Consider the following 20,735-nt stretch of genomic DNA (forward strand, 5'->3'; position numbering starts at 1 on the left):
TTGACCTTTATTTTTATTCTTGAATTAATTTAAATGCTGATATTAAACCACCTATAATTGATAACACTAAAGCTAGTATACCAAAGGTTGCTATTTCAATACCAACTTTTGTTGTTCCAGAAACACCAAGGATTGTTCCTACAACTGAGACTTCTTTTACAACTAATGCTAAGATTACTGAAGCTAAAAAAGCAATCAAAGACAAGAAACCACCAAATCTACCCTTGAAAATCACACTAAGTAATCCGCCTGCTGCTGGAAGTGTAAATGCAAGTGTTAAGAGTAAATTAAATTTCATTTCACCGCTTACAATATCATTCCCTTGTTTTGAACCAAATGCTAATTTAGTTCCCTCAATCAATTCATCACTGATTTTGTATGATTTTAAAAAATAGAAAACTGTTGCAACTATTCCTAAAAGCAAAACAATCAATGAAAGAAATTCAGCAATTTTCTTCATTATATTTTCCTCCTAATGTAATGTTTTATATTTTCATAATATCATTATATATTTCAAATTACAAATAATTGACTCTATTTGAGTTCATTACTTGAATATTCAATAAATGCTTTAAAAACCTCTTTAGTAACCACTGCATCGTCTTTAGCGTCGTGTACCTGTTCAAATTCTTTTTTATAATATGTTTCATATGCTTTAAAAAGCCCTAAATCATCTTTCAAATTAAAATAGTCTTTATGTAACTTTAATAAATCAATAAAATCATTTCTATTAGTAACAGCTTTTACCTTATATAAGTTATATGAATGATTCAAAGCAATAATATCATTTTTACCCCAAACAACAATTTTTGGTTGATATTTGTTTTTTATATCTCGCATTTTTTTGTAAAATACATCATATGGTTCAGAAAGACGATCATACTTATCAAAATCAATACTTAAAAACTTTAAAGTTCTTTTACTAATTGGTGTTTGTTTTACGGTATTTATATATGCTGTATCCTCTAAAACTATTTTTCCACTATTTTCCATTAACAAATATCCATACTGGATAATCTCTGGTATAAAATTTTTTTCTTTATATGATGGTATTGTCATTTCTAAATCAAGAAAAAGAAAGTACTTCTTATTTTCTAAAAAACTTATCATTTCTTTTTTCAAACTTAGATGATTATATAAAACTCTTTTATGCTTTAAATCTATTATTTCATTAAAGTGCATTACATGATAGACTTTTTTTTGCTCTATTGTTTTTGTTTTATCTGAAACTTCAAAATCAACTAAAACATTTTTCTTTAACTGCTCTATAAAAATTTTTGATAACCTTTTAGTCAAATAAAAACCAGTTTTTTGATTACCAATTTGGCAATAAAAAATCTTTCTTCGATAATCTACATTTTTAATTATTAATCTCATCTTTTAACACATCCCTAATACTTTTAATAACTTCTTTCGGTATCTTTAAGCTTATGAATCTTTCGTCGCTTGCATTTGCCATATCTTTTATACTATTAAAACTTTTAAGAAGTTTTTGTTTCCTAACTGGTCCAAGACCAACCACTTTATCAAGCGGAGATTCCTTAAACTTTTTCTTTCTTGTTTGTCTGTGAAATGTAATTGCATATCTATGAACTTCTTCTGAAATCTTAAATAACAATTGATAAACATCGCGATGATCTTTTAATAGAACTTCTTTATCACTCAAAACAATTGCTTCTAATTGATGTTTATCATTTTTTCTTAATCCAGCAACTTTAATATCTAAATTTAGACTATCTAAAACTTCTTTGGCTATTTTCAAATGACCTTTACCACCATCAACTAAAACTAAATCAGGTTTATTAAGTCCTTCAATTAAAACTTTTTGGTATCTTCTATAGATTACTTCACGCATTGCTGCATAATCATCATTTTGGGTTGTTTTCAAATGATATTTTCGATATAGTTTCTTATTAAACTTCCCATTTTCATAGACAATCATCGCAGAAATTGGTGCAGTTCCAAAAAGTTGTGAGTTATCAAAAACTTCAATTAAATCTACTTTTTTTATTTCTAATAATTCTTTTAGTTTATCTAATGCTTGATTTGTTTTTTCAAATTTATTTCTATATAACATTTGATAGTTTTCTAAGTCCATTCGAGCATTTTTAGAAGCCAATTCAACGATTTTTCTCTTATCACCTTTTTGAGGTATAAAAATATTTTTAAGATCAACCAGTTCCTCTTCTTTAAACATTTTCATATCAAATAATAATTCATCTGGAAGAAAATCTTCATAAAATTGTACTAAATAATTAATACTAAATTCTTTTGCATCTCCAACGTATGAGAAAACTACTTGATGTTGATCAGTAATTTTTCCATTTCTCATAAATAAAATTTGAATTGCAATATCTTCATCATTATAAGCAACCCCAATAATATCTCGATCTTTATAATCATTTAAACTAATTATTTGTTTCTCAGTTGTATTCTTTATGTGTTCAATCTTATCTCTAATAACTGCTGCTCTTTCAAACATCATATTTTCACTATATTTAATCATTGCTTTTGTTAACGCATCAATAATTTCTTTAGTATCACCTTTAAGAAATCTTGTTATTTTAGCTACTTGTTTATTATAATTATTACTAATATCTGTAACTATATCACTTCCAATTTCCTCATAAAAATTGGGAATAGTTTCAATTCTGCCCATTGGAAAAATCAATTGTAAAAGTCTAGCAGTTTCTCTAGCACTTATGACATTAGGATATGGTCCAAATAACTTACCTTTTGTTTTTTTAGTTCTTACTACTCTGATTTCAGGTGGAACTGTATTAGTAATCTCAATATAAGGATATGTTTTATCATCCATAAAAACAATATTATATTTTGGGCGATATTCTTTTATTAGGTTTAATTCTAGAATAAGTGATTCTTGCTCACTATTTGTAATAACTAAGTCAAAATCCCTGATTTCAGAAACCAGTTTAGTCGTCTTTGTATTATGTGAGCCCATAAAATATGACTTCACTCGATTTTTTAAATTTTTAGCTTTACCTACATATATAACTTGTCCTTGATCGTTTTTCATTAAATAACAACCAGGATTATCAGGTAATAGTTTTAGTTTCTCTTTTAAGTTCATATTAATACCACCTAATAAATTATAGCACAAAAAAAGAGGACATGCCTCTTAATTAAATTCTATCTTAACTTTGTCTTTTAATATTTCTTCTAATGCAATACCAACGCTTTTAACACATTTTGCATCTTCAACAATTAAATCATCACGATCAATTATTTCTGCAACTTTACTTGCTGCATAAACTAATTTATACTTTGAATCAATTTTTTCTAATAACTTATCAATTGATGGATATCTCATACCATCTTTATTTTTTTGCATTTTATTTTTCCTCCAACATTCTTAAATAATTGTGGATAGATCTTTCAGTTTTCGCATGTTCTGCTCTAATAATTGCCATAATTCTATCCGCTGCATTATCAACATCATCATTAACAACGATGTAATCATACTTATGTGCTAATAAAAACTCTTTATCAGCTTTCTCAACTCTCTGCTTAATAATCTCAGGCGATTCTGTCCCACGCTTTAATAATCTATCATATAGTGCTTGTTTTCCTGGTGGAACAATAAATATAAATACAGCATCTTTAACATTTTTTCTAATTTGAAGGGCACCATCTACTTCAATCTCAAGAACAACTTCCTTTCCTTCGGCAAGTTCTTCATCAATAATATCTTTTGGAGTCCCATAATAGTTTCCAACAAATTCTGCCCATTCTAAGAATTTACCTTCGGCAATTCTTTTTTCAAATGTTTCACGATCAACAAAATAATAATCAACACCATCTACTTCACCCGGTCTTGGTTTTCTAGTCGTCATCGAAACTGAATATACTAAATTGTGATTAGGCTTGTTAAAAAGAGCACGTCGAACGGTTCCTTTACCTACTCCCGAGGGTCCTGAAATTATAACTAATAAACCTTTTTCATTTAATTTCATTCATCTTCACCTCTTTTTCTAATATCAATTTAATACATTAATTAATTATATAATATTATGTCAAAATAGTAAATACTTATACGAAGAAAACACATACTTTTTAGTTTTATGGTATAATTTATTGGGTGATATTATGGCATTAGATGGCTTTTTCATTAATAAATTGATTGAAGAAATCGAACCTAAAATTAAACATAGCAGAGTTGAGAGAATTGAACAAATATCTAAAGATACTTTTGTCTTTAGTTTATACTATCAAAAGAATAGATTTTATTTATATTTTAAACTTAATGCTCCAAACGCTTCTTTCTTTTTAGGATTGAAAAATACAAATAACTCATATGAAGGTAGTAATCTTTTAAGCATTCTTAAAAAGAATATTGAAGGAACTTTTTTGTCCTCTATTATACAAAAAGATAATGACCGAGTTGTTATACTCTCTTTTGAAGGTGTTGATTTATTAGATGGTAAATTTGAAAAAAAATTAATACTTGAATTGATGGGTAGACATAATAATTTGATTCTCACAAAAGATAATATAATTATCGATGCTTATCAAAAAAAGTTTTCAGAAAGTTCTAGAAGTATTCTACCCAAAATTGAATTCACTTTTTTTCCTACTGATAAAAAACCATATGTATACAATGAAAACCTTATTATTGAAAATAAATCATTTTTGTCAAAATCATATATTGGTATTTCTCCATTATTATCAAATTATTTATTCTTAAATAAAATTGATATTGCTAAAGTAAATGTTAGACCAACTAAAGATTTATCAAGTAATCAGTTTTATTGGTTTGATTTATTTGATGAGTCAATTAACAAAAAAAGTTTTAATACGTTGTCAGAGTTACTTGAAAGTAATGTATTAATTCCAAATACTAATTCAAATAAGTATGAAACATTTGTTAAAAAAGAACTATTAAAATATGAAAAAAAATTAGAGAAAAACACTGAACATTTTGAAGAAGCTTATATAAATCTAAACTTTAAAAATAAAGGTGATGCTGTTTATGGCAGTGGTTTGAATCTTTCAAATCGTTACACCGAAGTAATTGACTTTGAAAATAATAAAATCGAACTTAATCCTTTAAAAACTTTAAATGAAAATGCTCAAGATTTTTATAAAAAATATCAAAAAGCTAAAAGAACCATTGGACATCTTGATGAACAAAAAAAAGAATTTCTAGCAACTATCTCGCTAATGAAACAATTTTTATATGATATTAAAAATGAAAAAGAAAATTTTAATGAAATTGAAGAACAATTAATAAAGATAGGCTTCAAAAATAAAAAGAAAAAACCTAATAATAAAAAGAAAGTTTCTACTTCTAACATTTTAAAATATGAATATAATCAAGCAATCTTTTTAATTGGAAAAAACAACCTTCAAAACGAAGAATTAACTCATAAAATAGCTAATCATAATGACTTATGGTTCCATGTTGAAAATGCCCCTGGTAGTCATGTAGTTTTAAAAGGTGCCATTAATAATCAAAATCTTGAAATTGCAGCGATGCTTGCTGCTAAATATTCATCAATTAATGAAATGATTGTTATTCCAGTAAATTATACTCAAATTAAGAACATAAAAAAAATACCAAAGATTCCTGGTTACCAAGTAATTATTAAAAACTATGAAACAATTAATATAAAAATTAATAATGAACTACTTGAATCAATTCATATTGCAAACAAGTTGAAATAAACTTTTAAATTGTATATTATATGTATAGAGTAACAAAGAGGAGGAAATATTTTATGAAATATACTTTACCTAAATTAGGTTATGAATATGATGCATTAGAACCATTCATCGATGCAAAGACAATGGAAATACATCATACAAAACATCATCAAGCATACGTTAATAATTTAAACGCTGCATTAGAAAAACATCCGGATTTCAATGTTAAATTAGAGGATTTCTTAGCAGATTTAACTTTAGTACCTGAAGATATAAGAGGTGCTGTAAGAAATAACGGTGGTGGACATTTTAATCACACACTATTCTGGACACTTCTAAAAGTTAACAATGGCGAAGGTCCAAAAGGTGATTTATTAGAGGCTATTAATAAAAAATTTGGTTCATTTGATAAATTCAAAGATGAATTCAGTAAAGCAGCTGCAACAAGATTTGGTAGTGGTTGGGCTTGGCTAATCGTTAATAAGAAAAATGAACTTGAAGTAACTTCTACTCCAAATCAAGATACACCTCTTGATCTTGGTACACCAATTCTTGGTGTAGACGTATGGGAACATGCTTATTACTTAAACTATCAAAATAGACGCCCTGATTATGTTTCTGCATTTTTCCAAGTTGTAAATTGGGATGAAGTTGCTAAACTTTTCAAAAACGCTAAAAAATAATATTGTTATTTAAACCTTGAGAAATCAAGGTTTTTTTATTTCTTAAATGTTATAATTTATTGGGAGTGATACTTATGAAAATAAATAAACCTAATGTTTCTATTATTAATGAAAAAACATTAGAACTATTTACATATGAAAATGAATATACAAATGCATTAATTGAAGGAAATGATTATGATTCTTTCTATACAATTAGTGATACAACAATCAGTTCTTGTATTTTCAAGGATATTGATTTTGAAAAGATTTCATTAACTAATATTAATATTGTTGATTCAGTATTTGAAAACTGTAATTTATCAAATAAAGTCTTTGATAAAAAACTACTTAGACGCGTTATTTTTAAGAATTGTAAATTATTTGGATCAAGTTTTATAGATTCAAGTCTTCAAGACATTGAATTTTTAAGTTGTAATCTAAAATATCTTAATTTTGCAAATGCAAATTTAAAAAATATTTTTTTTAATACTTCTGATTTATCAAACTCTTTTTTTATGGAAACAAAAAACAAAAACCTTTATTTTCAAGAAACCAAATTAAATGAAACAGAATTTATTAAAACAACTCTAACAAAAGTAGACTTCTCATCTTCAGATATCTTTGGAACCCATTTTGATTTACTATCATTACGCGGAATTATAATCGATGAATTTCAAAGTCGTTATTTAGTTGGTATGCTTGGTGTAAAAATAAAAGAATAAACTTAGTAAAAAAACATCTTATTATTTACAAGATGTTTTTTTAGTTATTAACTATAATATTACTATTATTTATGCTACTAGTAATTATTTTTATTATTATAAAATTCAAGTAGCAAACTATTAAATATTAAGTTTTTCATAGAAATCTTTGTATATTACAAATTTGTAGTCTTGTTATAATTTTATAAAAAAAACTCAGGCATATAACATAAATGTTTAACCTGAGTGTGCTATGTATAATGGCAGAGACACAAGGATTTGAACCCTGACCAACGGTTTTGGAGACCGTTGTGCTACCGTTGACACCATGCCTCTAAATGAGCGACAATAGAATTATAACATAAACGCTATTGTCGTGCAAGTAAATTTTAATTATCTTTTTCTTCTTTTATTACTTCAATTTCTTCTGCTGCCTTTTTTTGATATTTTCTATCATTAATATAATTAATTGTTGGCTTCAAGAAAAATATTAGATATGTAATTACTGTTGCTATTAAGGCGAAAACTACTACTGTGTTTGTAACTATTTTTTGATATTTCTTAAAATCATCAACTCTTAGTTTACCTAAATTGCTTGAATCATCATATAATGCATCCTTATTAAACTCATTTATTGATCCGTTAAAACCACTTGCCTGTAAAACATCATCTTCCTTTTTTAACAAATCAAAAGTTTTGCTCATTTCAACTTCATCATCTGATACAATTGACGCAACTTTTTTAGTAATTGGTTTATCATCTTCTTTTTCAACTTTAGTATAATCTTCAAATACAAGTTCAAACTTATCAATTTTGCTAGTTTCTTTTACTTGATTTTTTTTATCAACCATAACTTGATAACTAAATACCATTTCTTTTTTATCATTAAAGTTTTGAGCAACTAATGATATTGGTAATCTTTTATCAATACTTGCTGGATAATAATCAGTTATTGGTGATTCTTCACCATTCATAAATATATTTAGTCTAATAATAACTTTATCTTCGTTATACTTTTCTTTATCACTAACAAGTTCTTTATAATTAATACCATTATCTTTCAGAAAAAATACTAAATATTTATTTTCACCAACTTTAGCTTGATAAACTGAAAATTCAAAGGGAAAAGCCTCATCTTCAGATTTAGCATGATAAATCGGATCCTTCAAATAGGATTCAACCATAGTTGCTGTCATATAGACTTCCATATACTCTTCTATTTGCCCATTCTTCAAATAATCGATACCACTATTATAATATTTAACTTGTTTATTCATATTTGCATAACGTACAACCATCATTCCTATAATTACTACTACAATACCGTATAATACTCTTCCAATCCATTTCATATGAAATCACTCCTAACTACCTAAATATAATACTATAAAAAACACATTATAACAACTAAAAGAAAAAAATAACATTTTTCCCTTTACAAAACTTTAAAATAAGGTATAATAGTTTATGCGTGATATGGCGGTTGTGGCGAAGTGGTTAACGCATCGGTTTGTGGATCCGACATTCGGGGGTTCGATTCCCCTCAGCCGCCCCATGCACAGATAGGCCCATAGCCAAGCGGTAAGGCAACGGACTTTGACTCCGTCACCGTAGGTTCAAATCCTGCTGGGCCTGCCATCCAAGTTATTTAAACCTGATTTAATTATCAGGTTTTTTCTTTACATATTTTTTTTTTAATATATAATAGAATTAATATCTAAAGGAGGTCATCACTATGTTTGCTTTTTTAGCTCAAGAAGGATATGAGTATGTAATACCTTTATTTTTCATTCTAGTTGTTATTATAGTAATTTTAGTATTTTTATATAATCGTAGAAAAAGAAAAAGATCATTAAACATTGATAAAAAGATTGACCTATTTTCAATTTCAAAGGTTAATGACGATTATATAGTTAAAGATAATTTATCTGGAACAACAATTGTATTAAAGACTTTTGATGACGTTATTGAATACATTAACACTCATATAAATGAAAAAAAGGATTAGTTCGAAACTATCCTTTTATTTTTTTACTCGTTTAATTCATATGTGATTTGTTGATTGTATTCTTCACTTGGTTTTAAGATTACAGAATTAAAATTTTTATGGTTTATAGCATCCGGTTCAAATTGTGGCTCAAATGCTATTCCAGCATGTTTAACACTCTTTCTATCAAGTAATTCTTGGTTTGGTGCACTATTTAATGAATAGATTTGAATTCCTGGATATGAGGTGGTTATTTTTAAACTTTTATTATTATATGAAAGTATTAATTCATGTTTATCTTTCGCAAATAAAAATGGATGATCAATACCATTAGTTTTTCCTTTAAGTGAATCATCAAGTACAACTTTTTTAAGTTCTACTTGATTACTGAAATCAAAGATAGTATTTTTAACATCTAAAATTAGTCCTGTTGGCACTAAATCATTATCAGTGTCTAAAACCTTATCTATCGTTGAAACCAGTTTATGAGTTAAAATATCTCCTTCTTGATTACTTAAGTTAAAGTATGAGTGATTTGTTAAATTTACAATGGTATCAGAATCTGTTTTAGCATTATATGTTAGAATCATCTTGTTTCCAATTAATTCATAACTAACATAGACTGTTAAATTACCTGGATATCCTTCTTCACCATCTTTTGATACATACTTAAAAGTAATTTTACTATCTGTATGATCAACAACTTCAAATTCTCTCATGTAAAAACCTTCGGGTCCACCATGTCCATGGTTATTCCCATGGAAATTACGATTTAATTGGTACTCTTTATTATTTAAAGTAAATTTTCCCTCTTTAATACGATTTGCATATCTTCCAATTGTATTAGATAAATAACCATTTTTAGGATTTAAATAATCTTCTAAATTTTTGTTGCTTAAAATAATATTTGTCTTATCCTTAAAAGCAACCCACTTATAAATTGTCGCTCCAACATCTAATAACGTGATTTCTTGGAAATCATTTTTAATAACATATTTTTTCATTAATACTTACTTTTTCAAAACGTTTTCGTAGCCTTTTTTACCAAGTAATGCAAACATATTTTTCTTATATTTTTCTACACCTGGTTGATTAAATGGATCTACATCTAATAAATAAGCACTCATAGCACAAGCTAATTCAAAGAAATAAATCATTTGTCCAAAAGTATGTTCTGAAATATCTTTAACTTCAATTAACATATTTGGAACATTACCATCTACGTGCGCTAAGATTGTTCCATCAATTGCTTTTTCATTAACATATTTAATTGATTTACCTGCTAAATAATTTAAATTATCTAAATCATTATCTTCTTTTTCAATTATAACATCATCATTAATTTCATTAATCTTTAAAACTGTTTCGAATAAGTGTCTTTCGCCTTCTTGAATGTATTGTCCTAATGAATGTAAGTCAGTTGAAAAGTTTGCACTTGCTACAAATAATCCTTTTCCATCTTTACCTTCTGATTCACCAAATAATTGTTTCCACCATTCAGCAAAGAATCCTAAATTTGGATCATAATTAACTAACATTTCGATTTTTTTACCTGATACGTAAAGCAAATAACGCATTACAGCATATAAATAAACATCATTTTTGTTTAAATCAGGGTTTAATGATTTTGTATAAATATCTTTTGCTCCTTCAAGGATAGCATCAATATCATATCCTTTTACAGCAAATGGTAATAATCCTACTGGTGTTAAAACACTAAATCTTCCACCAACACTATCAGGAATAACATACATTTCGTATCCTTCATTCTTAGATAGTTCATGCAAGCTTCCTTTTTTACCATCAGTTGTTGCAATTACTCTTTCTGCATAGTTCTTGCCATATCTTTTAATAAGTTCGTTCTTTAAAACTCTAAAAGCAATCGCTGGTTCAGTTGTAGTACCAGATTTTGAAATAACGTTAACGCTAAAATCTTTATCTTTTAAATATTCTAGTAAGTTTTTTAAGTATCTTCCTGACATATTATGTCCAGCATATAATACTTCAATATCTTGTTTAGCAAATGGTTTATCTAAAAACTCGATTCCTGCTTTACTACCTGCATATGAACCTCCAATACCTACAACAACTAATACTTGACTATTTTTACGTATTCTTTCAGCTGTCTTTTTAATTCTTCCTAATAAATCTTTTTGTTCAGTTACAGGAATATCTAACCATCCTAAAAAATCTGATGGTTTTTCTTCTTGATGAATCATTTCGTGAATTTTATTTACTCTTTTTTGCATTTCATCTTGATTAAATTCAACGAATGACTTAGCATATTCAATATTTAATTTCATCTTTTTCTTCCTCTCTATACCTAATTATTAATATTATTTAACCAAATATGATTATATCATATTATTGTTTATTTTTACTATTATCATAAGTTTTTTAAATAGAAAATTGTTTATCTTTTTATTAATTAGTTGCTATTCAATAAATTAGACTCTTTTTTCAACTTTAGCATTCATTTTCGCATTATTAACTTGTTTTTAAATAACAATTATCATATAATTGTATTTATTAGGAGGCGATAAAATGAGATATTTTTTCACAGTAGACATAGGTGGTACTGATATGAAGTACGGAGTTATAAATGAAAATGCAGAATTAGTTTTCAAATCTATTACTCCAACAAACGGTCATCTAGGAGGAAAAAATGTTACAAAGCAAATTTCTGACCTATTCAAAGAATTAAGTAAAGAATATAAATTAGAAGGAATTGCAATCTCATCAACAGGTGTAATTGATGAAACAACTCAGATACTTACACCAAGTATTTCAATTATCAATTATGAAGAAGTGAATTTTAGAAAAGAACTTGCTCATTTAAATGTTCCGGTTTCAGCAGAAAACGATGTAAATAGTATGGCACTTTGTGAAAAAGATTTAGTAATAAACAGTGATAAAATGAAGTGTGTAATTGCTATGACTGTTGGTACAGGTATTGGTGGAGCAATTTTTATTGATAATAATCTTCACAAAGGTTTCTTATTTACAGCTGGCGAATGGGGAAAAATGAAAATTGGACATAATACATATGAAGGTCTTGCTTCTACTTCTTCTTTAGTAGCAGCAGCTAATGAAATCTACCCTGAACTAGATAATGGAGTTAATGTTTTTAAACTCTATGATAGTGGTAATGAAGAAATAATCAAAATAGTTGATACTTTTTATGATAATCTAGCAACAGGATTAGCAAATATTATTTATGTACTAAACCCTGATCATATTGTTTTAGGTGGAGGTATTACTAATCGTGGTGAAAGATTCTTAAATGAATTAAAAGCTAAATTAACTCCAAAACTTTGGGATTATTTTGGAGATAAATTTAAAATCACTCTTGCAAAAACTAAAAATGATGCAGGAATGATTGGTGCATTTAAAAATTTCAAATTAACTTTTAAATAAAAAACAAGTTCATTTTTAATGTGTACCCCAAGTCAAGGACTAAATAAAAAAAAGTATCTGCATTGTTAATGTAACGCTATTAGAGATGGCTTAACTTCTAAGGAGAGGCCATCTTTTTTGTTTTTATTTCTGAACATATCACCATAATTTTTAGGTGTCATACGTTTAAGATTCCATTGATAGCGGTGATTATTATAATAATCAATATATTTATCAATAGCCTCTTTAACTTCTTCAAAAGTCTTACAATCTATTAAATTAATTTCATCTTTCATGTGACCAAAGAACGATTCGATCGGTGCGTTGTCCCAGCAGTTACCACGCCTTGACATGGATTGTTCCAAGTTTAACTCTTTTATCATGCGTTGAAATGATAAAGATGTATAATGACTTCCTTGATCAGAATTAATTAATGCGTCTGATGCTAACTCAATTTTATCCAAATCTTTCATGGTATCTTCAACAAATTTGATATCTAATGATTTTGATACTTGATAGGCATGTATTTCATTGGTTACTCCATCTTTAATCGCTGATAGATAAGCACGTTTATTCAAGTCGTATGTCAAATATGTAATATCAGTAAGAAGAATTTGATTAGGATTACCTTCTTTAAATTTTCGTTCTAATTTATTAGGAGCGACATGACTTGTTTTTAAAGCTTTCGCCATTCGTCTATATGGGTTAGCTTTTCTAATCGGACAAAAAAGTCCAAACTTTTTCATCAGTCTACGGATTTTCTTAATGTTCATAATGATATTAAATTGGTCTTCTAAAGTCATTTTAATCATTCTAGCCCCTTTATTGAAACCTTTATATCTATATGCTGACATAATGAATTCAAATGCTTCTTCATCATTAAAAGTTCTAGTTTGTCTAGTCTCACTATCACTTAAATAACTATAGTAGCCGCTTTTTGATACACCTGCTATTTTTACCATCTCGTCAATTGATATTTTCCATTTCTTATTATTCCTTAATCTTTTGATGATTTCATATTTTTCCCTGGGCTTAACTTTTCCTTTTTGATCGCCAACCTTTCTAGCCTTTCCAGTTCCAATAATAGTTCTCGTTCCTGTTTTAAATACTCAATCTCTAATCGTTGTCTTTCAATGATTTCATCTTTGGTTAAGTGTTTAGTCTTTGGTCTACCTAAATTTCTTTGTCTCGTATCATTTAACCCTTCTAAACGTTTGGATTGTTTACGCCATCTATTCGATGAATTATTTATTCTTGATTCACCTAAAACTTCATCATCAAAACCTGCTTCAATAAATATCTGACGTGGTAGTTTACCTTTTGCATGTTCAATCAAAAAATGATTCTTAAAGTGCTTGTGGTATGTAATTCCTTTTATACTTACACTTTTAACATTAGGATTCTGTTTAAGTTCTTTTACCTGCTCTTCCGTAAAGTAATGTATTCCCATTTGTTCACCTGCTTTCATATATTCTTATTATACCAAACAAAAATACCCTATAAAACTAGAGTATCCTTTTTTTAAGGAGTCCGTTTTATAGGGTACATTTTACTTTCGAACTTGCTTTTTTTTATCTAAATCTTTTAATATTTATTAAATGCATCAAATAAATTACAAAGAAATATATTGGAATTACAATAATAAAAATCCAGTATTTATTTGGAATATCGATTGATATAAATAATGATAATGCTGCAGTCCAAATAAATGTTGTCGTATATATAAATGAAATAAACCTTTTCTTCCATACGATTGAAAAAATCATAAGAACAAGAGAGGAAACTGGTAGTGCATATATGAATAAATGCCAAGCAGTATAGTCAATTTGTAATATTGATAAGATCCCATACGCTATACCTGCTAAAACTATCACAATTGAAGCATAAAAATATGCTACAGTATATCTTTTCATCCCTTTGTTTAATTTTGATTTAACTTTTTTATCACTCAACATATCATCTAAACTAATTCCAAAGAAATCTGCTAGTTCTTTTAAAACTAAAACTGACGGAATACCTTCAGATCTTTCCCATTTTGAGATACTTTTATCTGAATAGTTTAATTTCTCAGCTAAATCTGCTTGAGTTAAATTAAACTTTTTTCGATAATAAATAATATTATCAGCAATTTGTTTTGCTATTTTTTCTTGATTCATAGATCTAATCAACTCCATGTTTATCTTAATCATATTTATTTTACCATAATTTGCTACTCTACTCAAAGTAGAGTTGATTTTATAACTCTATTTTTTATAAAACTATTAGTAGGTTGATACTTTGCATACGTACGAATATAATAAATATATACAAAAAAAGGAATAAAATGCTACAAAATTGTCAAAAACAATATAAAAGGGTGTGAGAAAATGAGTAACTATGTACTTACTTGCTGTTCAACAGCGGATTTATCAATTGAATATTTAAAAAAAAGAAATATTAATTATATCGGTTTCCATTACATAATTGATGGAAAAGATTACTTAGATGATTTAGGTCAAACAATTCCATATAAAGATTTTTACAACTTGATGAGAAGTGGTGCAGATACAAAAACTTCTCAAGTTAATGTTGATGAGTTTATAAGTTTTTTTGAACCTTTCTTAAAAAAAGGCTTAGATATTCTACATGTATCTTTATCATCAGGAATTTCAAGTGCATTCAATTCTGCAAATATCGCACAAAGAATTCTTTTAGAATCTTATCCAAATAGAAAAATAATTATCATTGATTCTTTAGCAGCTTCTTCTGGATATGGGTTATTAATGGATAAAATTGCTGATCAGCGTGATAAAAACCTTCCAATAAGCCAATTACAATCTTGGATTGAAGATAATAAATTAAACTTACATCATTGGTTTTATTCAACTGATTTATCTTATTATGTTAAAGGTGGTCGTATAACTCAAGCCGCAGGTTTTATTGGTTCTATTCTTCGCATGTGTCCTTTACTTAATATGAATGATAAAGGCATGTTAATACCACGATTTAAAGTTGTTGGTAAAAAACGTGTTATGTCAAAAATAGTTGATAAAATGATAGAATATGCATATGATAATATTGACTACTCAGAAAAATGTTTTATCTCGCATGCTGATTGTTTAGATGATGCGTTAGAGGTAGCACGTAACATTGAAAAAACCTTTCCAAAACTGAATGGAAAAGTAGAAATTTTCAATGTAGGTACTACTATAGGTAGTCATACAGGTCCTGGAACATTAGCATTATTTTTCTGGGGTACGAAAAGAAGTGAATAACTAATCCTTTGAATTCTTGTTTCTAACAAGGATTCTTTTTTTATATACAAAACCCACTACTATAGCACTAACTATTATAATTGTTAATATTAAAATAGTTTTATTATTTTTCTCTTCAATATAGGCTTCATTAACTACTAGTACTTTTATTAATTTATTTTCTTTTTTATTTTTAAACATAATTTCTATATAAAACTTTCCATTTGCTTTTTCATTACCACTGTATTCATCAACTCTAATTTGATAATCTTCATAATCTATTTTTTTATCTTTAACAATTATTTGAATTATTTCTTCAATTAATATCCCTTGTTCTTGAAGTATCAATTCTTCTATTTCTTCGCTAAAACTTATATTAACGATAGTTAAAAAATAATTTGTTGTTTTATTTAAACTATTAACTACTGAATACTCTTGAATATATTTTCCAATCCTTCTTTGATTATCATCATATTCATCTCGGACCAGTTTAATCTTAACACTAATATCACCATCATTTTGATCAATAGCTCTTAACTTTAAAATATTTAGAATATCAACCTGACTATACGGATTGTTGATATCATTGATTATTGTGTCAAATTCGCTTTTAGCGGGCTTTAAATCATTAACACTAGTATTTGTATAGTAAAACACACTAAATCCAATTAAAAGAAAAATAAAAACTTTACTCATAAATAAAAACTCCCTTCTACTTTATCATTACTAAATAAAAGAGATTTTACTTTTATAATAAAAAAAGTTAGTCAAATGACTAACTCAATCACGCATAATATTCAGAATCCAAATTATCAAAATCTGATTCACGGTAAACTCTATAAGCAAAATATATTATAAAAATACTTATTAATATTCCTATAGCATACATAATTAATTCCATTATTCCTAGTGTAGATATTACTCTTACATTTATTAAGTCACTAAAAACATCTAAAACATAAACAGCAATTACAAACAATAATGATTCTTTTGCTTTAGAGGTTGCAAGTATTAAAAGAATTATTACGATATAAAGAATCGTTGTTAGAAAACTAAAATTAAAATATGAATAAATTAGTGTAATAGTTAGTAAAAGTTTAATCTCTCTTTTTACACTCACTTGATAAAGTTTAATTTCATCTCGATGTGCATACATTTTAATAAGTGAATACGCTGCAACAAAACCACTAAATAATATTATTATCCCATCAATTAATCCATATGACGTTTGCATAGTAATTAATTCATAAACCATTCTTAAGCTCTCTGGTACAAAAAATGCAAAACATATAAAATGAGCTACAAATGAACTTCCGATATTTTCGAACTTAGTAGCAATTAGAATCCAAATAACATATCCTACTATTTTAATTAGTAATGCTTGCCATATTAGACTAAACTCGATTCCATAAGAAAGAGTTACTGCTATATCTGCAGCACTAACAACAAACATAAACATAAATAATAAATTCCCAGATAATCCTGTACCTTTTTGTGCTTTCAATCTTTCAATAAAATTCATTGTAAATTCTCCTTTTCAATAAAATTAGGATATTTATTGTGAAACTCAATTTTAAGACTTAAAAATGTTTCTAATTCATTTATTATTTGAAATAGAACTGCTCTAGTTTCAAATTCAATCCTTGTCTTTGGTAATTCTGATTTCACAAAATATTCCTTTAATTCTTCTAACTCAACAATTAATTTAGAAGCATAATTATTAAAGCCAATACTTTTGCCAACTTTATCAATAAAATCAGCGATAACAAATCTATATGGATGATTTTCTTTTATGCTATCAACATTTTTATCAATTGCATCAAGAACACTTATTTGCATATTTCTCATATATAAATATGTAATATATCGATGATCATTTTGTAAAATAATATCTCTATCAATCATATGAACTTCACTCATTATTTTTCCTAATTCTTTTTTTGAGTTTATTTTTAATTCAGTTTTCTCAGTATTTAAAAGTTTATTTTTAATTTTTAAAAGCTTTTCTTCAAGAATAGAATCTACATCTCTTAAACTCTTTTTCATACTTTGAACACTTGACTGAGGATAAATCATATTAACAATAAATGCTACTCCGATTGCTATTACGAGTAATAACGTTTCTTCAAGTACAAAAGCAAATGTTATCATGTCTATGCTCAAGAGATGTGTTACTATAACAACACTTGGAACAATACCTTCTGGTGCATTTAAAAACCATGATGCTGATATGAAAATAATTAAGAAACAAGAAAAAACTAAAAAAGAATGACCAATATATGTAAACATTAGTGTTGCTAATAAAATAGCAGCTACTCCGCTTATTAATCTTTTAATTGCTATATTAATAAAATCTCTTTTTGTCCATTGTATTGATAGAATTGCTATAGCACTAGCCGTAGTATAATATCTAACATTTAAAAAATATGCTAGAAAAAGAGTTACTATTCCAGCAATTATCATTTTTATTGAAATATGAACTAATTTTGTTTTCATACTTTCTTTTCCTTCAATTGATCAAAAAAAGCTATATTATAATGATTCATAACATATTCATTATTAAATGGAGCTTCTTTTTTTATAATTTTATCAATCAATACTTTAAGTTCATTTTCAATAATACTTTTAACATCCATTGGGTAATGCATTTTTTTCAAATGATAATTATATTCATTTTCATCTAAAACTTTATATGTACCATCAGGATACACTTTTACATCTAGATCATAATCAATATACTTAATTGCTTCACCATCATATAGATAAGGACTCGACAAATTACAGTAATAATAAATTCCGTCCTTTTTGAACATAACAATAACATTAAACCATGCATTATCATAAAAATAGCAAATTGCAGGTTCTTTTGTATACCAAGTTCTTCCATTTTCTTCAATAACTTTAGCTTTATTATGTGCAGTAACTAACATATGTTCATTTTTATCAATTACTTTTGTGTTTTTCCATACGCGGTGAATTTTTTGATCATGTTTATAACTTTGAATGCTCACAGACATCTCTTTAATTAATTCCATAATTTCACCTCAAAACTTATTAACATTATAGCATTTATTTATAAGATATAAAAGTTTTATATTAATTAAAAAAGGATTTCATAAAAAGAATTCTTTATTTTCATCTTGCTTATTACTTAAACGCACAATAAATATAATGCTTTTTAGTTTTTATTTTTTTAAAAATCTTAACTGTCCTTTGTTATCAAATAAAAAAACGGCTCTATTAAGCCGATATTTTAAAATGGTGCGAAATGGGGGATTTGAACCCCCACGGACTTACGTCCACTACCCCCTCAAGATAGCGTGTATACCAATTCCACCAATTTCGCATCCATATTATTATAACATTTTTAATAGTCAATATAAAGAAAAAAGGACAAAATGTCCTTTATATTTTCTATTCAATAGCAAGTATATAAGAATATATATCTTGTTTTCCGTCAACAAGTTCAACCTCAATATCTGGACTAACTTGTTTAACATGTGCAACTACATCTTCTAATTCATCTTCGTCTACTTCTTCACCAAAGAAAATTGTTGCAATTTCACTATCTGTTGTAACTAATAAATCAACTAGTTTTTTTGTTGCATCTAAACGTGTTTTTTCTGCAACTTTGATTTCTCCACCAGCAATTCCGATAAAATCACCTTCAGAAATTTTAACACCTTTTAATTCAGTATCTCTAATTGAATAAGTTACTTCTCCAGATTTCATTTCTTTAATTGCTTCTGTCATTACCTCATGATTTTCATCAAGATCAATTGTTGGATCAAAAGCGATTAATGAACCATATCCTTGAGCTATATTTTTGCTTTTAACTACTCTAATATTATGTTCTGGACATAATTCAATAGTTTGTTCTGCAGTCAGAATAATATTTGAATTATTTGGTAATAAAATAATATTTTCAGCATTAACATCATTAATTGCATTAACAAAGTCTTCAGCAGATGGATTCATTGTTTGTCCACCATCAATTACCTTATCAACACCTAATTCGATAAATGCATTTTTAATACCTTCACCAGCCGCTACTGCAATAACTGCATATTTAGACTTTTCTTTTTTTACTTTTGGTGCGTGAGTATGTGGTTCAACATCATCCATAATTGTACTATGTTGTAATCTCATATTTTCAACTTTAATCGTTTGAATATCACCATATTTTTGTGCTAATGTTAAAGCAACCCCTGGTTGATTAGTATGAACGTGTACTTTTAACAAGTCATCATCAGTAACAACTACTAATGAATCACCCATTTGTGATAATGGTTCTTTCATGAATTTTTCATCAAATTTTTCATAATCAAATAATTTTACAATAAATTCAGTACAATATCCAAATTTAATATCAATTTCACCAAGTGCATGTGCACCAACGTGATCATGATCATGTAAATCAGCTTTTACTGCTTCATTTAAGAATTGTTCAGATAGTTCTTCACCGTTAAGTGCCATAACCCATCCTTCAATAATCTTTATAAACCCTGCACCACCACTATCTACTACTCCTGCTTCTTTTAATACAGGCAATAATTCTGGTGTTTTAGTTAATGTTTCTTTCGCTTGTTGTAAATATACTTTTAATACATCTTCAACACTATTTAAATTCTGACGTTCTTGGAGCACTTTTTCGGCAGATTCTCTTACTACAGTTAATATTGTTCCTTCTACTGGATCCATTACAGCACGATATGCCATTTGATATCCACCAACTAATGCTTGAATAAATTCATCAACAGTTGCAGATCCATTATCAATTTTTGAAATTTCTGAATAAAGCCCACGGAAAAATTGGGAAAGGATAACACCTGAGTTTCCTCTAGCTCCCATTAGTAATCCACGAGATAGAATTTTTGAAATATCTATAATTGATTCTGTTTCTGTTTTTTTAACTTCTTTTACTCCAGCCATCATTGTCATTTGCATATTTGTTCCTGTATCACCATCTGGTACTGGAAAAACATTTAAGTGATCAATTTCTTTATGGTTGTTTTTTAAATTAACTGCTCCGTTTGTTATCATTCTTTTAAATAGAGTTCCACTGACAGTTTTGTTAGCCATTAAAGAC

At 27.3% G+C, this 20,735-nt stretch carries 21 protein-coding genes and 4 tRNA genes; 8 read left to right on the top strand and 17 right to left on the bottom strand.

Going from position 1 to position 20,735, the window contains the following annotated elements:
• Positions 1-13 precede the first annotated feature (13 nt).
• The 5 genes from EXC62_RS07555 to gmk form a co-directional block, all read right to left on the bottom strand.
• Positions 14-460 (bottom strand): hypothetical protein, encoded by a 447-nt coding sequence (locus EXC62_RS07555; protein WP_026390273.1) that lies wholly within the window; start codon positions 458-460, stop codon positions 14-16.
• Between the two features lie 74 nt (positions 461-534).
• Positions 535-1,377, bottom strand: coding sequence for an exonuclease domain-containing protein (locus EXC62_RS07560; RefSeq protein ID WP_026390272.1), 843 nt, complete (start codon positions 1,375-1,377; stop codon positions 535-537).
• Positions 1,361-3,097 (bottom strand): excinuclease ABC subunit UvrC, encoded by a 1,737-nt coding sequence (gene uvrC / locus EXC62_RS07565; RefSeq protein WP_026390271.1) that lies wholly within the window; start codon positions 3,095-3,097, stop codon positions 1,361-1,363. Before uvrC ends, EXC62_RS07560 begins: the two co-directional genes overlap by 17 nt.
• A gap of 42 nt (positions 3,098-3,139) precedes the next feature.
• The gene (rpoZ, locus tag EXC62_RS07570; protein WP_269744971.1) at positions 3,140-3,352 is read right to left on the bottom strand and encodes a DNA-directed RNA polymerase subunit omega; all 213 of its coding nucleotides are present in this window, start codon (positions 3,350-3,352) and stop codon (positions 3,140-3,142) included.
• Position 3,353: 1 nt separating this feature from the next.
• Positions 3,354-3,974 carry a guanylate kinase gene (gene gmk / locus EXC62_RS07575; RefSeq protein ID WP_026390269.1) on the bottom strand — a complete coding sequence of 207 codons (621 nt, stop codon included), beginning with the start codon at positions 3,972-3,974 and terminating at the stop codon, positions 3,354-3,356.
• A 133-nt stretch (positions 3,975-4,107) separates the two neighbouring features.
• Between gmk and EXC62_RS07580 the strand changes: the two genes are divergently transcribed.
• The 3 genes from EXC62_RS07580 to EXC62_RS07590 all read left to right on the top strand — a co-directional run bounded on the left by EXC62_RS07580 (position 4,108) and on the right by EXC62_RS07590 (position 7,051).
• The gene (locus EXC62_RS07580) at positions 4,108-5,685 is read left to right on the top strand and encodes an NFACT RNA binding domain-containing protein (protein WP_026390268.1); all 1,578 of its coding nucleotides are present in this window, start codon (positions 4,108-4,110) and stop codon (positions 5,683-5,685) included.
• Positions 5,686-5,738: 53 nt separating this feature from the next.
• Positions 5,739-6,347, top strand: coding sequence for a superoxide dismutase (locus EXC62_RS07585; protein ID WP_026390267.1), 609 nt, complete (start codon positions 5,739-5,741; stop codon positions 6,345-6,347).
• A 74-nt stretch (positions 6,348-6,421) separates the two neighbouring features.
• Entirely contained in the window at positions 6,422-7,051 is a 630-nt protein-coding gene (locus EXC62_RS07590) for a pentapeptide repeat-containing protein (protein ID WP_052589776.1), read from the top strand.
• A 240-nt stretch (positions 7,052-7,291) separates the two neighbouring features.
• Here EXC62_RS07590 and EXC62_RS07595 read toward each other — a convergent pair.
• Together EXC62_RS07595 and EXC62_RS07600 are read right to left on the bottom strand one after the other, a co-directional pair.
• A tRNA-Trp gene (locus tag EXC62_RS07595) sits at positions 7,292-7,366 on the bottom strand.
• 53 nt (positions 7,367-7,419) lie between these two features.
• A complete protein-coding gene (locus tag EXC62_RS07600; protein WP_026390266.1) occupies positions 7,420-8,382 on the bottom strand; it encodes a hypothetical protein in 963 nt (320 codons plus the stop codon).
• Positions 8,383-8,509: 127 nt separating this feature from the next.
• Here EXC62_RS07600 and EXC62_RS07605 point away from each other — a divergent pair.
• The 3 genes from EXC62_RS07605 (at position 8,510) to EXC62_RS07615 (ending at position 9,038) form a co-directional block, all read left to right on the top strand.
• Positions 8,510-8,585: transfer RNA gene (locus EXC62_RS07605), tRNA-His, on the top strand.
• 9 nt (positions 8,586-8,594) lie between these two features.
• Positions 8,595-8,668, top strand: a tRNA-Gln gene (locus EXC62_RS07610).
• Between the two features lie 97 nt (positions 8,669-8,765).
• Positions 8,766-9,038: a hypothetical protein gene (locus EXC62_RS07615; RefSeq protein ID WP_026390265.1), complete on the top strand. Its 273-nt coding sequence runs from the start codon at positions 8,766-8,768 to the stop codon at positions 9,036-9,038.
• A 23-nt stretch (positions 9,039-9,061) separates the two neighbouring features.
• Here the strand turns inward: EXC62_RS07615 and EXC62_RS07620 are convergent, their stop codons facing one another.
• Both EXC62_RS07620 and EXC62_RS07625 read right to left on the bottom strand, forming a co-directional pair.
• A complete protein-coding gene (locus EXC62_RS07620; RefSeq protein ID WP_052589774.1) occupies positions 9,062-10,021 on the bottom strand; it encodes an aldose epimerase family protein in 960 nt (319 codons plus the stop codon).
• Positions 10,022-10,027: 6 nt separating this feature from the next.
• Positions 10,028-11,320, bottom strand: a complete 1,293-nt coding sequence (locus tag EXC62_RS07625) for a glucose-6-phosphate isomerase (RefSeq protein WP_035375630.1) — start codon at positions 11,318-11,320, stop codon at positions 10,028-10,030.
• A 241-nt stretch (positions 11,321-11,561) separates the two neighbouring features.
• On the opposite strand from EXC62_RS07625, the gene EXC62_RS07630 reads away from it, so the two are divergent.
• Positions 11,562-12,434 (top strand): ROK family protein, encoded by an 873-nt coding sequence (locus EXC62_RS07630; RefSeq protein ID WP_026390263.1) that lies wholly within the window; start codon positions 11,562-11,564, stop codon positions 12,432-12,434.
• Between the two features lie 65 nt (positions 12,435-12,499).
• On the opposite strand, the gene EXC62_RS07635 is transcribed toward EXC62_RS07630, so the two are convergent.
• Positions 12,500-13,863 (bottom strand): IS3 family transposase gene (locus EXC62_RS07635; protein WP_232034278.1). Its coding sequence is split into 2 segments (ribosomal slippage): positions 12,500-13,488 and positions 13,488-13,863, totalling 1,365 coding nucleotides; the frame shifts between segments, so codons are not numbered across the junction.
• A 121-nt stretch (positions 13,864-13,984) separates the two neighbouring features.
• On the bottom strand, positions 13,985-14,602 hold the full coding sequence (locus tag EXC62_RS07640; RefSeq protein WP_084156713.1) for a helix-turn-helix domain-containing protein: 618 nt from the start codon (positions 14,600-14,602) through the stop codon (positions 13,985-13,987).
• Between the two features lie 177 nt (positions 14,603-14,779).
• Here EXC62_RS07640 and EXC62_RS07645 point away from each other — a divergent pair, with 177 nt between their 5' ends.
• Positions 14,780-15,667: a DegV family protein gene (locus tag EXC62_RS07645; protein ID WP_026390916.1), complete on the top strand. Its 888-nt coding sequence runs from the start codon at positions 14,780-14,782 to the stop codon at positions 15,665-15,667.
• Here EXC62_RS07645 and EXC62_RS07650 read toward each other — a convergent pair whose 3' ends face one another.
• The 6 genes from EXC62_RS07650 to EXC62_RS07675 form a co-directional block, all read right to left on the bottom strand.
• Positions 15,668-16,342, bottom strand: a complete 675-nt coding sequence (locus tag EXC62_RS07650) for a hypothetical protein (protein WP_026390917.1) — start codon at positions 16,340-16,342, stop codon at positions 15,668-15,670.
• An 88-nt stretch (positions 16,343-16,430) separates the two neighbouring features.
• Entirely contained in the window at positions 16,431-17,168 is a 738-nt protein-coding gene (locus EXC62_RS07655; RefSeq protein WP_162140280.1) for a hypothetical protein, read from the bottom strand.
• A complete protein-coding gene (locus tag EXC62_RS07660) occupies positions 17,165-18,142 on the bottom strand; it encodes an aromatic acid exporter family protein (RefSeq protein WP_162140281.1) in 978 nt (325 codons plus the stop codon). The genes EXC62_RS07655 and EXC62_RS07660 overlap by 4 nt, the downstream gene beginning before the upstream one ends.
• The gene (locus EXC62_RS07665; RefSeq protein WP_162140282.1) at positions 18,139-18,681 is read right to left on the bottom strand and encodes a DUF402 domain-containing protein; all 543 of its coding nucleotides are present in this window, start codon (positions 18,679-18,681) and stop codon (positions 18,139-18,141) included. The genes EXC62_RS07660 and EXC62_RS07665 overlap by 4 nt, the downstream gene beginning before the upstream one ends.
• Before the next feature lie 224 nt (positions 18,682-18,905).
• A tRNA-Leu gene (locus EXC62_RS07670) sits at positions 18,906-18,992 on the bottom strand.
• 68 nt (positions 18,993-19,060) lie between these two features.
• Complete coding sequence (locus EXC62_RS07675) at positions 19,061-20,728, bottom strand: DAK2 domain-containing protein (RefSeq protein WP_026390921.1); 1,668 nt, start codon at positions 20,726-20,728, stop codon at positions 19,061-19,063.
• Between the last annotated feature and the right edge of the window lie 7 nt (positions 20,729-20,735).

This window comes from Haploplasma axanthum, from assembly GCF_900660745.1.
GTDB lineage: Bacteria > Bacillota_I > Bacilli_A > Acholeplasmatales > Acholeplasmataceae > Haploplasma > Haploplasma axanthum.

Bases quoted from the DNA above. Each gene is read 5' to 3' on its own strand.
- EXC62_RS07675 (WP_026390921.1), bottom strand. From the start codon at position 20,728: ATGGCTAACAAAACTGTCAGTGGAACTCTATTTAAAAGAATGATAACA.
- EXC62_RS07580 (WP_026390268.1), top strand. From the start codon at position 4,108: ATGGCATTAGATGGCTTTTTCATTAATAAATTGATTGAAGAAATCGAA.
- EXC62_RS07625 (WP_035375630.1), bottom strand. From the start codon at position 11,320: ATGAAATTAAATATTGAATATGCTAAGTCATTCGTTGAATTTAATCAA.
- EXC62_RS07600 (WP_026390266.1), bottom strand. From the start codon at position 8,382: ATGAAATGGATTGGAAGAGTATTATACGGTATTGTAGTAGTAATTATA.
- EXC62_RS07640 (WP_084156713.1), bottom strand. From the start codon at position 14,602: ATGATTAAGATAAACATGGAGTTGATTAGATCTATGAATCAAGAAAAA.
- EXC62_RS07660 (WP_162140281.1), bottom strand. From the start codon at position 18,142: ATGAAAACAAAATTAGTTCATATTTCAATAAAAATGATAATTGCTGGA.
- rpoZ (WP_269744971.1), bottom strand. From the start codon at position 3,352: ATGCAAAAAAATAAAGATGGTATGAGATATCCATCAATTGATAAGTTA.
- EXC62_RS07645 (WP_026390916.1), top strand. From the start codon at position 14,780: ATGAGTAACTATGTACTTACTTGCTGTTCAACAGCGGATTTATCAATT.
- EXC62_RS07650 (WP_026390917.1), bottom strand. From the start codon at position 16,342: ATGAGTAAAGTTTTTATTTTTCTTTTAATTGGATTTAGTGTGTTTTAC.
- EXC62_RS07590 (WP_052589776.1), top strand. From the start codon at position 6,422: ATGAAAATAAATAAACCTAATGTTTCTATTATTAATGAAAAAACATTA.
- EXC62_RS07665 (WP_162140282.1), bottom strand. From the start codon at position 18,681: ATGGAATTAATTAAAGAGATGTCTGTGAGCATTCAAAGTTATAAACAT.
- EXC62_RS07555 (WP_026390273.1), bottom strand. From the start codon at position 460: ATGAAGAAAATTGCTGAATTTCTTTCATTGATTGTTTTGCTTTTAGGA.
- EXC62_RS07615 (WP_026390265.1), top strand. From the start codon at position 8,766: ATGTTTGCTTTTTTAGCTCAAGAAGGATATGAGTATGTAATACCTTTA.
- EXC62_RS07560 (WP_026390272.1), bottom strand. From the start codon at position 1,377: ATGAGATTAATAATTAAAAATGTAGATTATCGAAGAAAGATTTTTTAT.
- gmk (WP_026390269.1), bottom strand. From the start codon at position 3,974: ATGAAATTAAATGAAAAAGGTTTATTAGTTATAATTTCAGGACCCTCG.
- EXC62_RS07620 (WP_052589774.1), bottom strand. From the start codon at position 10,021: ATGAAAAAATATGTTATTAAAAATGATTTCCAAGAAATCACGTTATTA.
- EXC62_RS07630 (WP_026390263.1), top strand. From the start codon at position 11,562: ATGAGATATTTTTTCACAGTAGACATAGGTGGTACTGATATGAAGTAC.
- EXC62_RS07585 (WP_026390267.1), top strand. From the start codon at position 5,739: ATGAAATATACTTTACCTAAATTAGGTTATGAATATGATGCATTAGAA.
- EXC62_RS07655 (WP_162140280.1), bottom strand. From the start codon at position 17,168: ATGAATTTTATTGAAAGATTGAAAGCACAAAAAGGTACAGGATTATCT.